This window comes from Rhizorhapis suberifaciens (assembly GCF_014200045.1).
GTDB classification, from domain to species: domain Bacteria; phylum Pseudomonadota; class Alphaproteobacteria; order Sphingomonadales; family Sphingomonadaceae; genus Rhizorhapis; species Rhizorhapis suberifaciens.
On the sequence record NZ_JACHOV010000011.1, the window covers coordinates 75667 to 89778 of the forward strand.

At 58.3% G+C, this 14112-nt stretch carries 13 protein-coding genes and 1 pseudogene; 6 read left to right on the plus strand and 8 right to left on the minus strand.

The window, feature by feature from the left end; genetic code table 11:
• Nucleotides 1-73 precede the first annotated feature (73 nt).
• Nucleotides 74-1243, plus strand: coding sequence for a CaiB/BaiF CoA transferase family protein (locus HNQ99_RS13815; RefSeq protein WP_246414963.1), 1170 nt, complete (start codon nucleotides 74-76; stop codon nucleotides 1241-1243).
• Nucleotides 1244-1301: 58 nt separating this feature from the next.
• Here the strand turns inward: HNQ99_RS13815 and HNQ99_RS13820 are convergent, their stop codons facing one another.
• Nucleotides 1302-1976, minus strand: coding sequence for a spermidine synthase (locus HNQ99_RS13820; protein WP_184476649.1), 675 nt, complete (start codon nucleotides 1974-1976; stop codon nucleotides 1302-1304).
• Between the two features lie 164 nt (nucleotides 1977-2140).
• Here HNQ99_RS13820 and HNQ99_RS13825 point away from each other — a divergent pair, with 164 nt between their 5' ends.
• Nucleotides 2141-2596 carry a 3'-5' exoribonuclease gene (locus tag HNQ99_RS13825; protein WP_184476651.1) on the plus strand — a complete coding sequence of 152 codons (456 nt, stop codon included), beginning with the start codon at nucleotides 2141-2143 and terminating at the stop codon, nucleotides 2594-2596.
• Here HNQ99_RS13825 and HNQ99_RS13830 read toward each other — a convergent pair.
• Nucleotides 2581-3195 (minus strand): M23 family metallopeptidase, encoded by a 615-nt coding sequence (locus HNQ99_RS13830; RefSeq protein ID WP_246414964.1) that lies wholly within the window; start codon nucleotides 3193-3195, stop codon nucleotides 2581-2583. The genes HNQ99_RS13825 and HNQ99_RS13830 overlap by 16 nt on opposite strands.
• A gap of 4 nt (nucleotides 3196-3199) precedes the next feature.
• A complete protein-coding gene (locus tag HNQ99_RS13835) occupies nucleotides 3200-4285 on the minus strand; it encodes a L,D-transpeptidase family protein (protein ID WP_184476653.1) in 1086 nt (361 codons plus the stop codon).
• 195 nt (nucleotides 4286-4480) lie between these two features.
• Between HNQ99_RS13835 and HNQ99_RS13840 the strand changes: the two genes are divergently transcribed.
• Together HNQ99_RS13840 and HNQ99_RS13845 are read left to right on the plus strand one after the other, a co-directional pair.
• On the plus strand, nucleotides 4481-5074 hold the full coding sequence (locus HNQ99_RS13840; protein WP_184476655.1) for a murein L,D-transpeptidase catalytic domain family protein: 594 nt from the start codon (nucleotides 4481-4483) through the stop codon (nucleotides 5072-5074).
• A 122-nt stretch (nucleotides 5075-5196) separates the two neighbouring features.
• Nucleotides 5197-5733 carry a helix-turn-helix domain-containing protein gene (locus HNQ99_RS13845; RefSeq protein ID WP_184476657.1) on the plus strand — a complete coding sequence of 179 codons (537 nt, stop codon included), beginning with the start codon at nucleotides 5197-5199 and terminating at the stop codon, nucleotides 5731-5733.
• 58 nt (nucleotides 5734-5791) lie between these two features.
• Here HNQ99_RS13845 and HNQ99_RS13850 read toward each other — a convergent pair whose 3' ends face one another.
• From HNQ99_RS13850 to HNQ99_RS13865, 4 genes are all read right to left on the minus strand, one after another.
• On the minus strand, nucleotides 5792-6019 hold the full coding sequence (locus HNQ99_RS13850; protein WP_184476659.1) for a hypothetical protein: 228 nt from the start codon (nucleotides 6017-6019) through the stop codon (nucleotides 5792-5794).
• A gap of 233 nt (nucleotides 6020-6252) precedes the next feature.
• A complete protein-coding gene (locus tag HNQ99_RS13855) occupies nucleotides 6253-7665 on the minus strand; it encodes an efflux transporter outer membrane subunit (RefSeq protein WP_184476660.1) in 1413 nt (470 codons plus the stop codon).
• On the minus strand, nucleotides 7658-10834 hold the full coding sequence (locus HNQ99_RS13860) for an efflux RND transporter permease subunit (RefSeq protein WP_184476662.1): 3177 nt from the start codon (nucleotides 10832-10834) through the stop codon (nucleotides 7658-7660). The genes HNQ99_RS13855 and HNQ99_RS13860 overlap by 8 nt, the downstream gene beginning before the upstream one ends.
• 12 nt (nucleotides 10835-10846) lie before the next feature.
• Nucleotides 10847-11968 carry an efflux RND transporter periplasmic adaptor subunit gene (locus HNQ99_RS13865; RefSeq protein ID WP_322790377.1) on the minus strand — a complete coding sequence of 374 codons (1122 nt, stop codon included), beginning with the start codon at nucleotides 11966-11968 and terminating at the stop codon, nucleotides 10847-10849.
• Between the two features lie 160 nt (nucleotides 11969-12128).
• Here HNQ99_RS13865 and HNQ99_RS16985 point away from each other — a divergent pair.
• Both HNQ99_RS16985 and HNQ99_RS16675 read left to right on the plus strand, forming a co-directional pair.
• Nucleotides 12129-12323 (plus strand): annotated as a pseudogene (locus tag HNQ99_RS16985) (TetR/AcrR family transcriptional regulator); the annotation flags it as partial.
• 36 nt (nucleotides 12324-12359) lie between these two features.
• On the plus strand, nucleotides 12360-12758 hold the full coding sequence (locus tag HNQ99_RS16675; RefSeq protein ID WP_246414974.1) for a TetR/AcrR family transcriptional regulator C-terminal domain-containing protein: 399 nt from the start codon (nucleotides 12360-12362) through the stop codon (nucleotides 12756-12758).
• 118 nt (nucleotides 12759-12876) lie between these two features.
• Here HNQ99_RS16675 and HNQ99_RS13875 read toward each other — a convergent pair whose 3' ends face one another.
• Nucleotides 12877-14061 (minus strand): BaiN/RdsA family NAD(P)/FAD-dependent oxidoreductase, encoded by a 1185-nt coding sequence (locus tag HNQ99_RS13875; protein WP_184476668.1) that lies wholly within the window; start codon nucleotides 14059-14061, stop codon nucleotides 12877-12879.
• Between the last annotated feature and the right edge of the window lie 51 nt (nucleotides 14062-14112).

The window sequence follows — 14112 nt, forward strand, 5'->3', positions numbered from 1 at the left end:
CGTCCGATGAGCAGTTCCGTTTGCAGGTGCATTTGCCCGGTTTTGATTTTTTGCAGCCTCCAAGGAGGATCGAATGAGTGTTCATGAGCCCGCGAGCGCCACCATGAAAGATAAACCGCTGGCGGGCATACGCGTGCTCGAACTGGCGCGCATACTTGCCGGGCCCTGGGCGGGGCAATTGCTGGCCGACCTTGGCGCCGAAGTGATCAAGATCGAGCGGCCGGGGCAGGGCGACGACACGCGCCATTGGGGACCGCCGTTCGTGACAGCGGCCGATGGCAGCAATTTGGGAGCGGCTTATTTCCATGCCTGCAATCGGGGCAAGACCTCCTTCGCCATCGATCTTGAAAGCGCAGAAGGTCAGGAGCAAGTGCGCGCGCTTGCCGCCAGTTCGGATGTGCTCATTGAAAATTTCAAGGTTGGTGGTTTGGCAAAATATGGGCTGGGTGCCGTCAAGGTGCGAGCCGACTTCCCTCATCTCGTCTATTGTTCGATCACGGGTTTTGGCCAGACCGGCCCCTATGCCGCACGCGCCGGTTACGATCTGATGATCCAGGGGATGGGCGGCATCATGGATTTGACCGGCGATCCTGATGGAGAGCCACAGAAGGTCGGTGTCGCCTTTGCCGATATTTTCACGGGCGTCTATGCGGTTGTCGCGATCCTTGCGGCCTTGCGCCAACGGGATGTAAGCGGGCAAGGCGCGCATATCGATATGGCGCTGCTCGATTGCCAGGTCGGCGTGCTGGCCAATCAGGCGATGAATTACCTGGTGACCGGAAACTCGCCGTCCCGCCTTGGCAATGCTCATCCTAACATTGCGCCATATCAGACTTTCCCCGTCACTGACGGCCATATTATCATAGCAGTAGGGAATGACGGTCAGTTCGCCAGATTATGCGTGGAGCTGGGCCTGGCGGAACTGGTGACCGATGCCCGTTTCCTTTCCAATCCCGACCGGGTCCGTCACCGCAGCACATTGGCCGGATTTCTGTCGCGAAAAACCTGTAAGCGCCAACGCGCAGAACTATTGGAGCGGCTGGCCCAACTGGGAGTTCCTGCCGGCCCGATCAATACAGTGGCTCAGCTGTTTGATGATCCGCAGGTGATCGCGCGCGGCATGCGATTGGACATCCAAACGCCTGAGGGCGCGCTTCCCGGCCTTGCCTGCCCGATTGTCATCGACGGGCAAAGAATGATCGCCGGTCACGCCAGCCCCAAGTTGGGAAGCGGCAACAATTGATTCGCCATTGGCTCTGAAGAACAGTCGGTCCTGTCGGTCATTTCACCCAATATCGCCACTATCGGCGCTTTGTTGCGAACCAGATAATGTGGCGCGGACCCTTACCATTGCTTCGTGCTCTTACCACGACTTCCTCAACTGCCAGCCCCGTCCTTGAAAGGCGGCGGGCAAATGCATCGTCGGAGCCCGCTGACCATATGGCCAGCACTCCCCCTGGCTTAAGGGCGGCTATGGCCGATGAAAGGCCTTGCGACGAATAGAGTCGGTCATTGGCCGGATGCGTCAGCCCGTCGGGGCCATTGTCCACATCCAGCAGAATCGCGTCATAATCTTCACGCGCCGCGCCGATCAAGGCGGCCACATCATCCTGAACGAGGCGCACCCTGGGATCATCCAGACAGTTGGCGGCCAAGTCGGCCATAGGCCCGCGCGCCCATTGGATGATCTCCGGCACCAATTCGGCGACCGTAATTTTCGCATCCTTGTCAAGCACCGCGAGTGCGGCCCGCAGGGTGAAGCCCATACCATAACCGCCTACCAACAGATGGGGAGTTTTACGGTCGGTCAACCTGTCGCACGTCATTAGGGCTAGCGCCTCCTCCGACCCGCTCATGCGGCTGCTCATCAGTTCGTTGCGATCGAGGACAATCATGAAATCCTGCCCGCGACGGTATAGTTTCAGCTCCGCTCCCCCAGGCACATTGGCGGATCCGATCAGTTCACGAGGCTGCATAAAGGTCCTTCAGATGCTGTGCTGTTGCGGGCTTGGGCCGGGCCTAACCTGTGTCTCTGCTTTCCGCCAATGCTTTCGTCGCTAGGGGCTTTACGGACGGGGAGCGCGTCGCCATAGCAGTCCAATGTTTAGTCTTGTGAACCCAATAGAACTTCGTCCCTGATATGCGATATTTTCTGGACACCGAATTCAACGGCTTTGGCGGCGGTCTGATCAGTCTGGCCCTTGTTCCCGAATATGGCGATCAGGAATTTTACGTGTCATTGCCGCTTCCCGATGAAATTCATCCCTGGGTGCAGCAAAACGTCATTCCTTATCTGAGATTTGTCCCGCCGGGCATCGATTATCACTTGAGCCGGGAACATGCCGCTCAGCATATCGAAGCCTATCTGGTCAATGATCCCGATCCGGTCGTCATTGCCGACTGGCCCGATGATATGGCGCATTTCTGTCACTTACTCGTTACCGGGCCAGGCGAGATGATCGGTATCAACGGACTGCGCCTGGAACTGATCAACGGCGCAGGCTTCAGCTCGGCCGCTAACAGTCAAGTGCCTCACAATGCGTTGCACGACGCACGTGCGCTCAAGGAGTTCTGCCTGGGTCACCATTCTTGTTGACCTTGGTTAGCAAGGGGAAGATCCTTTCCAGCCATGAGCAGTGGGTAAGGATTGATTGGGGTTCCCTGATACCATTTTTCCCCCGCGGCCATGCGGTTTATTGCAAAGTGCAGATGCGGTCCCGCCGATCCGGCATTGCCGGATAGACCCACCGCGCCCAGGACGTCGCCAGCCGCGACCTGCTGGCCCTCGCTTAATCCGGCTTCATAGCGGTCCAGATGAGCATAATAATATACCCAGCGGGAATCCGGTGAGCGGACATAGATGGTGTTTCCGCCGCGGTCGCTTTTGAACAGTTTTTCAATGTGCCCAGGAGCGGCTGCCAGGACGGGCGTGCCGAGCGGAGCGATAATGTCGATTGCGTCATGCCGTCGGGCGCCCTCGTCCCGAGCTTGGGTGAAGGTGTCCGTCAACTGTTCAGGGGCGATCCCTGCCACTGGTATTATCAGAGATTGATCAGCCCTGCCCGGTGCCTGCCGCGCCTTTTGCGGCGGAGACATAGTCTGTTCCGCAGGCTCGAACCTCACGCAGTAGCGAAGCAGCAGGGCGACCGTGAGCAGGCCTATAACGAGCCAAAGCAGCCGTCTTAGGCCTCTCAACAGGTCACTCCTGGAATATAGCTGGAAGACCCGGTTTTACCATTTGGGCAAGCCGAGCGGCGTCCCAATTGGTCAGGCGTACACAGCCATGGCTTTGGGACCGACCGATCGTACTTGGCTCGCCGGTGCCGTGAATGCCGTAATGCGGTTTGGACAGGTCGATCCAGACCACGCCGACCGGGTTGTTGGGCCCAGGCTTTAAAAGCTGTGCCTTTTTGTTGTCGCTGACATCCCAGAACAGGTCGGGATTATAGTGGAAATCGGGATTGCGGCTGACGCCCTGAATTTTCCAGGTCCCGATGGGCAGGGGATCGTGGCTGCTGCCCATTGTGGCGGGGAACTGCGCGATCAGCTTTTCCTGCGCGTCCAGCACCTTCAGAAGCTTGTCCGACTTGTCGACCACGATTTTGCTCGCCGCCGGTTGGTCTGGGGTGATGGCAAGCGTTTGAAGCGTGCGGTTCCAGCCCCGCTGGTCCTGGAGAAGGGACGAAGGGTCTATGTCGGCAATGTTCGGCACTCGGATCACGCGGCCCGCACCGACTTTGGTTTGGGGGGAGTTCAGGGCAACCAATGTCTGGGGGGTGGTGTGGAACCGTTCAGCCAGCGCTTCCATCAGGTCCCGATAGCCAAGCGCAGGAAATTTGGCTTGTTTTGTCGCATCGTCCGGCAGGTCGGGCACGAAGGGTCCTTGTGCAAAGCTCGCGGGGATTTTGACAAGGCGAGTCGCTGGAACCTGCCCCAATTGCAGGGCCTGGCTGGTGTCAGGATCCAGCTTTCCGGAAACCTGCAGACCATTCGCCTCCTGAAAGCCGCGCACGGCCAGCTCAAAGAAGCGTCCGTCCTTTCCATCGATGGCGCCGGATGAAAAGCCCGCGCGGTCGAGCGCTACTTGCGCGGCAAGTTGAGGAAGCGGCGCAACATAAGAGTCGGCTTTGCCCGCGTCAGGGAATTGCAAGGAAGGGGAGGGGGCGGATAGCTTTTCTCCGGTCGCCGCCGCGCCGCCGTTGGTTGCGCCCGTGCTATCTTTCCCATCGACTTTGATATCGCAGGCAGTGAGCAGGGCGAGGCTCGCCAAAATCAGTCGTGTCATGGATGTCCTTTCGGCACGGAGGCCAAAGAACGCCTATGGCCGGGAAAAGATGCGCGATTTTGAGCCACATCAGCCTTTCGAATGCGGTGAATAGGGTAATCACCCAACCTCCCTCCTGATTCAGACTTAGAAAAGCGCGGATCTTTGCTTACTCCGCATGTTGAAATTGGGGGATGGGGACACTAAAATTCACAAATGGATTTCAGCCGCAGGCAATTATTGGGCTCCGCTCTTGCCACAGCCGGAGCGACCGTCTTTGCACGCCCCGCATTGGCTGCGGGCGGGAGTTCGATGCTGTTCAAAAAGGCGCGTGCGGAGTTGGAGCGTCTTGGCGATACGGTAGTCCATCGCGACATCGTGGGTATTGCGGATTTCAGTAATCCCTCACGCCTACGCCGCTTCTATCTTCTCGACATGGTGAGCGGTCGCGCATCCAGCCTGCTCGTCGCCCATGGCCGGGGGTCCGACCCCAGCCATCTGGGATGGGTGCAGCGCTTTTCGAACGAGCCCGACTCCAATGCGACTTCCGCAGGCGCGTATCTCACCGGCAACTATTATACCGGAAAGCATGGTCGTTCGATGCGGTTGCGCGGCCTGGACGAAGGCAACAGCAATGCCCAGGTGCGGGCGATCGTTGTGCATGGCGCCTGGTATGTGAGTCCGGATATCATCCGCCAACACGGCAAGCTTGGCCGAAGCGAGGGTTGCTTTGCCTTTGCTGAAGCCGATCTGGATCAGGTGCTGGCGAGGTTGGGCCCCGGAAAGCTGCTGCTCGCTGGAAAGCTTTAAGCCTTGACTGGCGACATAGAATGTTCTGAAAAATAACAAAAAGTTGGATTTCCAACTAGACATCGTAAATGCGATGCAATAGCACTAAATGCGCTGGGGGTTTAGGTGCAAAGGGAGTTTCCATGCTCGACCGCGTCTCATCACCTCTAGAGGGTCCGGATGACATTTCTGCGTCTCTAAGAGAGACGGCACGGATGCTTGAACAAATCGCATCCTTATTGGCTTCAGGGAAAGATCAATGTCCTGACGTTCTTCAGCACGTACAGAAAAATAAAGCCGTTGGGTCCCCCGAAAGTCAATTGGCCCGTTATTTTCTGCGTCGGCGCCGTCAGCGGGAAAGGTCGCTGGATGTTTCCCTCTTCGGTGAACCAGCTTGGGACATGCTGCTCGACCTCTTTGCGGCCAGCGAGGAAAATGTTTCCGTTTCCGTTTCCAGCCTGTGCATCGCGGCAGGAGTGCCGGGATCAACCGCTTTTCGCTGGATCGCGGATATGACGAAAAGAGGCATTCTCATCCAGCAACCCGACCCCAGCGATCGGCGACGCAACTGGGTAACCCTGGCGCCAACATTTAGAGAACGGATGCGGCAGTTTCTTCGTTTGGACGCTATGGAACTGATCGCATTTTCCTATGGCAGGAGAGTGGTTGAGAGCGGCTAGCAAGGGCAAGGCTCCAACTGCTGTAATGAATGATCCACACTGTCGGCGCCGCAAAATTTCAAGGCTGCGTATCGGAAAACGGGCCGCCGCAACCGCGATATTCCATGCCTTCGATCAACAGCATTACCGTGTGGCGGTATTGGCGGTCACTCATGCCGTCATTGCAGGGCACGAAGCTGATATCGGCGGTCAGTTTTTTCGAGGTGTAGCGCCAGCCATTGAAGCTGGGACGTGCGTCAAATTTTGTGACGATCACATTCGGACTATCGGGAGTTTGCAGGATCATCACCCTATTCGTGATCTCCAGCGCCCAGAATGGCTCGGTGCCTAAAGCCTTATATGATGTCGCTTCCCCGGGAGGAAGCGTAGCCGGGCTTCTAACTGGTACGGATTGGCAAGCGCAGAGCGCTGGCAGGACGATCATTATCCAGTTCTTCATCATGGAAGAATTTAGCCACCATCATCTGGAACTTAAGCTGAACGAGGCGTTCTTATATGCGCTTCCTGTTTCGGCATCCTTTAGTCGCCCTGACTTACGCCGCCGCCCAGCGCCACATAAAGCGAGACAAGGTTGTCCAATTCGGTCCGTCGAACCTGAATCAGCGTTTGTTCAGCCGTGAAGAGGCTGCGCTCGGCATCGAGTACTTCGAGATAGCCGACAACCCCTTCGCGATAGCGGGTGCGGGCAAGGCGAGCGATCTGCCGCTGCGCTTCGGTTGCGCGGAGCTGCGCCGCAACCTGATCGGCAAGCCATTGACGACCCGCCAGTGCGTCGGCCACTTCGCGGAACGCCTGCTGAACCGTTGCTTCATAGGTGGCCACGGCTATGTCTTCGCGCGCCAATGCGACGTTCAGGTTACCCTTGCGCCGGCCCCAATCGAAGATCGGCAGACTTATGGATGGTCCAAAGCTCCAACTTAAACCATCACGTCCCACCAGGTTGTCGAGATCGGTGGACCCGAAACCCGCACTGCCCGTGAGCGAAATATTTGGAAAGAAAGCCGCGCGAGCAGCGCCGATATTGGCGCGCGCGGCGCGGAGCTGCGCCTCTGCGGCAAGGATGTCTGGACGCGTGAGCATGAGGTCGGATGGCAGTCCGGCCGCGATCACGGGGCCACCCTTCTGACTGGCCAGGGCGAGTGGACCGGGCAGTTCCAACGGCAACGGTCCGCCAGTGAGCACCGCCAGGAAATTGTCGCTTTGGGCCTTTGCGAGCCGCAAGCCCGCCAATTCGGTTTCGGCCTGAGTAAGCAGCGATTCGGCTTGGCGAAAGTCAAGCGCGGAGGTCACGCCAGCATCCAGGCGGCGCTTTGCTATGCGCAATCCCTCCCGGCGGCTGCGCACCGTCGCTTCGGCCAGCGCGATACGCTCGTCAGCTTCGCGGGATGCAAAATAGGTGGAGGCCACATCGCGAATCAGCGTCAGGCGGAAAGCGCGTTGTGCCTCTATCGTCGCCAGATATTCGGAACGCGCAGCATCGGATAAATTCCTGACGCGGCCCCAGAAATCCAATTCGAAACCGGTTACGCCGACACCGACTGAATAGAGCGTGTCTGTGTTGGCCTGTGCGCCGGAAATGCCAGTTACGGTTCCTGGTGTCCGGCTTCTCGTGGCGTCTCCGGTCGCGCCAAGCGTTGGCAGGCGATCGGCCGCCTGAACCCTGTAAAGTCCGCGGGCTTCTTCGATCCGCGCGACCGCAATAGCCAGATTGCGATTGCGCCGGAGCGCTGCGTCCACCAATTCCCTCAGCCGGGGGTCCGCAAAGAAGGTCCTCCAGCTAATATCCACCGCGCGCTCGCCAAGCGCATTATCGCTAGAAGAGCTTTCCGGAAAGTTGGACGCCGTGGGCAGCTCGGGTCGAACATGCGGTGGGGCAAGCTGACAACCGCTCAGCAGAACCAGGGCCATGCCAATTGGGAGGAGCTTACGCATGCTGTGGCGCTTCCGATGATCCCGGCGTTGCATTCTCGCTGGCCGGCTCGCGCCTCTTGCTCAGCCAGCGGCGGACCAGAATATAGAATAGCGGGATGAAGAAAATTCCCAAGCCGGTTGCCGCCAGCATCCCCCCGATGACGCCCGTCCCAACCGCGATGCGGCTGGCAGCGGCAGCCCCGCTGGCAATGAACAGGGGAAGCATCCCACCGATAAATGCCAGCGAGGTCATGATGATCGGACGAAGCCGAAGCTTCACGGCATCCATGGTGGCATCAAATGGGGTCATGCCACGGGCTTCCTGCTCAATTGCGAACTCGACGATCAGGATTGCGTTCTTGGCTGCCAAACCAATGATTGTGATCAGCCCGACATTGAAATAGACGTCGGCGGAAAGCCCGCGCATCGATGTGAAGAGAATGGAACCAAGGACTCCTAACGGCACGACCAGCAGCACGGAAATCGGTATCGACCAGCTTTCATACAGCGCCGCCAGTAACAAGAAGACCACAAGGAAGGACAGGCCGAGCAGAAGCCCGATCTGACCGCCGGATTGCTTCTCCTCATAGGAGATGCCCGTCCATTCATAGGCGAAGCCGGCGGGTAGTTCCTTCGCCAGTCGTTCCATTTCCTCCATTGCCTCTCCGGTAGATCGGCCTGGAGCGGCAACCCCCGATATTGTCATCGAAGGATAGCCATTATAGCGCTGTAGCTGCTGCGGGCCGGACGTCCATTCCGAGCGCGTGAATGATCCGAACGGCACCATTTCACCGGCGCTGTTGCGCACCCTTAGTTCAAGTATGTGGGCGGGGGTCATCCGACTGGACGCCTCTGCCTGAAGGAGGACGCGCAATATGCGCCCGTCACGAGAGAAGTCGTTGGCGTAAGCGCTGCCAAAGGCGATTGCGAGCGTGGCATTGATGTCGCCGATCGACAGGCCAAGGGCGCGAGCCCTGATGCGATCGATCGTCACGCGCAATTGGGGTGCGTCTTCCTGGCCTTCCGGCCGCACGCCGGTCAATAAGGGACTTTGGCTTGCGGCTCCGAGCAGCTGGTTTCGGGCGGCGAGCAGGGCGGCTGGACCGTTTCCGCCGACGTCCTTCAACTTGAAAGTAAAGCCGCTTGCGGTGCCGAGTTCCTGGATCGCCGGCGGATTGAGCGCGAATACCATTGCTTCCTTTATTTGGGAGAATGCGCCCATCGCCCGACCGACAAGCGCTATCGAGCTGTTTTCGTCCCCCGGCCTGTCGTCCCAGGGTTTCAATGTAGTGAACATCATCGCATTGGCCTGACCCTGGCCGAAAAAGCTGAAGCCCCGGATCACGATTACATTCTCGACGATGCCCTGTTCCTCATAAAAGGCCTTTACTTGGGAGACGGCCTCCTCGGTCCTGGCGCGTGTCGCCCCTGGGGGCGCCTGTATGGCCGTGAGAATGCTGCCCTGGTCCTCCACTGGGAGGAAGCCGGCAGGCAGACGTGCGAAGAGGATCAGGGTAAGCCCGAGCAGCAAAGCAAATATGGCGAGCCAGCGCAGCGGCCTACCCAATATTTTGCCAACCAGTCCCTGATACCGTCCCGTGGTGCGTTCGAACCAGGCATTAAAGCCTCTGAAGAACCGGCTGGTGTAGCGGTTGAACCAATTTTCCTCGGACTCGTCATGGGGGCGATGCGGTTGGAGGAATGTAGCGCACAGCGCCGGCGTCAGCGAGAGTGCGAGCAATGCAGAAAACCCGATGGATACGATCAAGGTCACCGAAAACTGCCGATAAATGGCCCCAGTCGAACCGGGAAAAAACGCCATTGGAACAAACACGGCCATCAGCACCAATGTTATTCCGATGATGGCTGACGTGATCTGGCCCATTGCCTTGATGGTGGCGTGATATGGCGAGAGGTGCTCTTCGGCCATGATCCTTTCGACATTTTCGATTACGACGATGGCATCGTCCACGAGGATGCCAATGGCCAGCACCATTGCGAACAAGGAAAGGACGTTGATGGAAAAACCGAAAAGCCACAGGCCAAGGCATGCGCCGGCGAGGGCGATCGGAACGACGATCGTGGGAATCAGCGTTGCGCGCCAATTTTGGAGGAAGAGGAACATGACAATGAACACAAGCACCATTGCTTCCACGAGCGTCTGCACGACCTCGGAAATCGAAGCATTAATGAACGGCGTCGTATCATATGGCACCGACCAGGTGATGTCGGGGGGGAAGGATGTAGCCAATTCGGCCAAGCGAGCCTTGACGGCATCGGCTGTCGCCAGCGCGTTGGCGCCGGGCGTCAACTGAATTGCTATTCCGGCTACCGGTTTTCCGTTGAGATCGGAATCAAACAGGTAGGTTTGCGCGCCCAGTTCGATCCGGGCTACGTCCGCCAATGTGACGGCCGACCCGTCCATATTCGCGCGCAGGATGATTTTCCCAAATTGTTCGGGTGACGTGAACCGGCTCTGCGTCAATATTGCGGTGTTGAGTTCAGTTCCGCCAGATGTCGGCAAATCTCCAAGTTGACCACCTGGGCTCTGGCTATTCTGTTCCTGTACAGCGGCAAGTGCTTCGGCGGCCGAAAGCCGGAAGCTCGCCAGCTTTTGTGGATCAAGCCAAATACGCATCGCGTAAGGGGATGAGAAAACTCGGACGTTACCGACCCCATGGACGCGGCGCAGCTCATCCACAATGCGCGAATTGGCGAAATTTCCAAGATCGAGAGCGGGCGTGGAGCCCGTTTTGGAGCCGACCGCTACCAGCATCAGGAAACCTGAATTGGCCTTTTGAACAGGAATCCCCTGACGGCGGACCTCTTCCGGCAAGCGCTGTTCGACCAGCGCCAGCCGATTTTGCACATCCATTTGGGCCTTGTCGATGTCCGTGCCGGTATTGAATGTCACGGTAATCGTGGCCGAGCCATTAGAGTTGCTCGTCGAACTCATGTACAGCAGACCTTCGACGCCGTTCAGTTCCTGCTCTATGACCTGCGTAACATTCTGCTCGAGTGTTGCGGCGTCAGCGCCGGGATAGGTGGTGCTGATCGTCAATGAAGGAGGGGCGACGCTCGGGTACTGCTCAACAGCGAGTGTGCGGAGCGCAAGCGCTCCAGCAAGAACAATGCCTAGCGCTACGACCCAGGCGAAAATCGGACGGTCGATGAAGAAGCGGGGACTCATGACGAAATTGCCCTAGTGCGATCGCGCGGTGCGCGATCCATTTGTGACCGTTCTTTTTGGAGTAGGCGCCCCGATCCGGACCGGTTTGCCCGGCTGAACCTTTTGCAGCCCCGAGACGATGACACGATCGCCCGGTTTCAGTCCACTCCGGATGATCCAGTTGGCTTCCTGCAAATCGCCCAGCACCACTGGCCGCACTTCGGCAATATTTTTGCTGTTTACGACGAAGACGGTCCCGCCCTGTTGACTGACGGCAACCGCGCGTTGTGGGATAGCGATCCCCTCTGGCTGAGTGCCTGCAAGGATGCGGGCGCGAACGAACTGGCCGGGGAGCAACAATCGAGCCGGGTTGGGGAATTCAGCTCGGAGCGCTGCCGTCCCGGTCGCTTCGTCAAGCGCCAGGTCCAGAAAATTGAGATGTCCTGTAATGCCGTAAGTCGTCCCATCTTCCAGTTCAAGTTGGACCCGAACCCGTTCAAATCGAGGGACTTGCAGCCTGCCAGAAGCTATCTCCCGTCGAATGGCAAGCACGGCGGAACTCGATTGCGCGAAATTGACATAGATGGGATTAATTTGCTCAATCGCCGTCAATAAGGTGCCTGCGCTTGCACTGACCAAAGCTCCTTCGGTTACCTGCGCGCGACCGGCCCGGCCAGAAATAGGGGCCGTGACCGTCGTATAGCCCAAGCTGAGCCGAGCGCTTTCCACCTGAGCGGCGGCCTGCGCTACGTCGGCGCGAGCCGTGCGCAGCCGAGCGACAGCCGCATCATATTCCTGTTTGCTGATGGCCTGATCCTCCAGCAGGGGCTGATAACGATTGACGTCCTGTTCCGCATTGGCGGCGTTCGCGCGGGCACGGGCAAGCGATGCTTGAACCGCGCTCAAGCTTGCGCGGAGTTCACGAGGGTCGATTGCGAACAAGGGTTGCCCAGCGGCAACGTCGCTGCCTTCCTCAAACAGCCTTTGCTGCACGATGCCATCGACGCGGGCTCGCACCTCGGCGGTACGAACGGCCTGAACGCGACCAGGTAGTTCTACAACATTTGCTATTGGCCGATAGGCTACCGTCGTAATTTCAACTTCGGGAGGCGGTGGCGGTTGAACGGGATTTGCCGAGCAGCCAATCAGGATCACTGAGGTCAATACAGCGATTGCCCAGGGCGTTGGTCCGGTTGCTCCCATTATGATAGACCGATGTTAAGGGCGGGGAGGCGTGTATGGCGAAGGTGATCTTGCATAAGCAGCGGATTAGTGTAATTTTAATTACATAGCAAGCAAGGATTGGATGAACTGATTGACTTACGAACGTAAAATCCCGGATTCTTGTGGTGAAAGTCGCCTTGAAAGGCGACGCAATGCCATTCTTGATGCCGCCGAACACTTCTTTTTGGAAATAGGCTTTGAAAAGACGGGGCTCTGCGCTGTCGTTGCGCGCTCCGGGGGCTCCTTAGCGACTTTGTACAATCTGTTTGGGAACAAACACGGTCTGCTGGAGGCCGTTGTAGAGCGTGCAGGGGAGGAGCATATGGCCGAGGCCCGCGAGCAGGCCTTCAACTCCCCATCACCGCGCGTGGGACTAATCCAATTTGCAAAAACATATTTCCATTTTGCGACGTCGCCGAGGACGCTGGGCCTCTTGCGGATGGTGATTGCGCAAACGATAGATGATCCAGGATTTGGCAGGCGTTTCAGTGCAAATGTCGTCTCCAGGCACCGTGAATGGCTCGTTCAGGCCTTTTCGAACTGGAATGACGCCGGGCTAGCCAAGATCGATCATCCCAAAGCTGCGGCTGACCTATTTTTTGCGACTGTGCTTTGTGATGCGCCTCTTCACTTTCTATTGGCGCTGCCCTTCGAAGATGAAACGGTGGAGCCCCTGGAATGGCGGTTGGCCCCTTTCCTCACGTGGTTTGAAATAGCCTAATGACTTCGATCCAGATGAACGCATCTGTTGACGGCGCTTCGAAAAGCCCATTGTTGGAGCGGCGCGACGACGTTCAACCATTAGCTACATGAATGTGACAGGTGGAAACATATGGATTTCACACAACCTGCCCGGCGGCCCAGCCGCTGGCCCAGGCCCACTGGAAATTATATCCCCCAAGCCAGCCGGTGACATCGACGGCTTCGCCAATGACATATAGGCCAGGAACGCGCCTTGCCTCCATGGTTTGCGATGAGAGCGCGTCTGTCGCGATTCCGCCGGTAGTTACTTCCGCCTTGGCGAAGCCTTCGGTGCCCGTCGGACTAAAGGTCCACTCGGACAGCCTCCGTTCCCCCTCCTGCAACTTCCGGTCAGGAAGATTGGCCAGTTCTCCGGTGAGCCCAATTCGCTCGGCTAGGGTGTCAGCAAGACGATCCGCCATGAACGTGCGAAGAGCGGCGGAAAGCGTCGAACGCGGCTTGGCACGCTTGGCCTCAACCAACCACCCCGTTGGAAGGTGAGGCAGGAAATTGAGTGCGACTTGGCGCCCGTGTCGCCAATAGGATGAGACCTGAAGGATCGCAGGACCGGAAAGCCCACGATGGGTGAGAAGCGCAGCCTCGCAAAAGCTGGTTTTCTCGCAGCGCGCCACGACCTCCACGGACACACCCGCCAGCGAACGAAACAGAAGATCGTCTTCACCAAGAGTCAGCGGAACGAGTGCTGGCCGCGGCTCGATGACCTTGATGCCAAACCGGCGGCCTAACTCATAAGCAAAGCCCGTCGCGCCCATCTTGGGGATGGAAGGTCCTCCGGTCGCGATCACCAGTGCCGGCGCACTAACCGATTCGCCACCATAGCTTACCCGATAGCGGCCATCCGCATGATCGACGCTGCCAATCGCACGTCCCAGGCTCATGTCCACTTGCCCCTGCGCGCATTCGGCAAGCAGCATAGCGACGATCTGCCGGGCAGAGCCGTCGCAGAAAAGCTGGCCCAGCGTCTTTTCGTGCCAGGCGATCCCGTGGCGTTCGACCATGGCCAGGAAGTCGGTAGGCGTGTATCTTCCCAGCGCCGACTTGGCGAAATGCGGATTGGCCGAAATATAACGATCCGGCGCAGTGTGGATATTGGTAAAATTGCAACGTCCGCCGCCTGAGATCAGGATCTTCTTGCCGGGCTCTTCGGCATGGTCGATCACCAGGATGCGTCGACCGCGCTGCCCCGCCACGGCAGCGCACATCATCCCGGCGCCCCCGGCCCCCAGGATGATCACATCATAATATCCGTGCGCTTTGTTCAATCCGGTGCCGCTTATGTGGGTCCCGCTCCGCCATTTGACCCCAATGGTCCC

Coding starts and splice junctions, on each gene's coding strand:
- HNQ99_RS13815 (WP_246414963.1), top strand. CDS start 74: ATGAGTGTTCATGAGCCCGCGAGCGCCACCATGAAAGATAAACCGCTG.
- HNQ99_RS13820 (WP_184476649.1), bottom strand. CDS start 1,976: ATGCAGCCTCGTGAACTGATCGGATCCGCCAATGTGCCTGGGGGAGCG.
- HNQ99_RS13825 (WP_184476651.1), top strand. CDS start 2,141: ATGCGATATTTTCTGGACACCGAATTCAACGGCTTTGGCGGCGGTCTG.
- HNQ99_RS13835 (WP_184476653.1), bottom strand. CDS start 4,285: ATGACACGACTGATTTTGGCGAGCCTCGCCCTGCTCACTGCCTGCGAT.
- HNQ99_RS13840 (WP_184476655.1), top strand. CDS start 4,481: ATGGATTTCAGCCGCAGGCAATTATTGGGCTCCGCTCTTGCCACAGCC.
- HNQ99_RS13845 (WP_184476657.1), top strand. CDS start 5,197: ATGCTCGACCGCGTCTCATCACCTCTAGAGGGTCCGGATGACATTTCT.
- HNQ99_RS13850 (WP_184476659.1), bottom strand. CDS start 6,019: ATGATCCTGCAAACTCCCGATAGTCCGAATGTGATCGTCACAAAATTT.
- HNQ99_RS13855 (WP_184476660.1), bottom strand. CDS start 7,665: ATGCGTAAGCTCCTCCCAATTGGCATGGCCCTGGTTCTGCTGAGCGGT.
- HNQ99_RS13860 (WP_184476662.1), bottom strand. CDS start 10,834: ATGAGTCCCCGCTTCTTCATCGACCGTCCGATTTTCGCCTGGGTCGTA.
- HNQ99_RS16675 (WP_246414974.1), top strand. CDS start 12,360: ATGGCCGAGGCCCGCGAGCAGGCCTTCAACTCCCCATCACCGCGCGTG.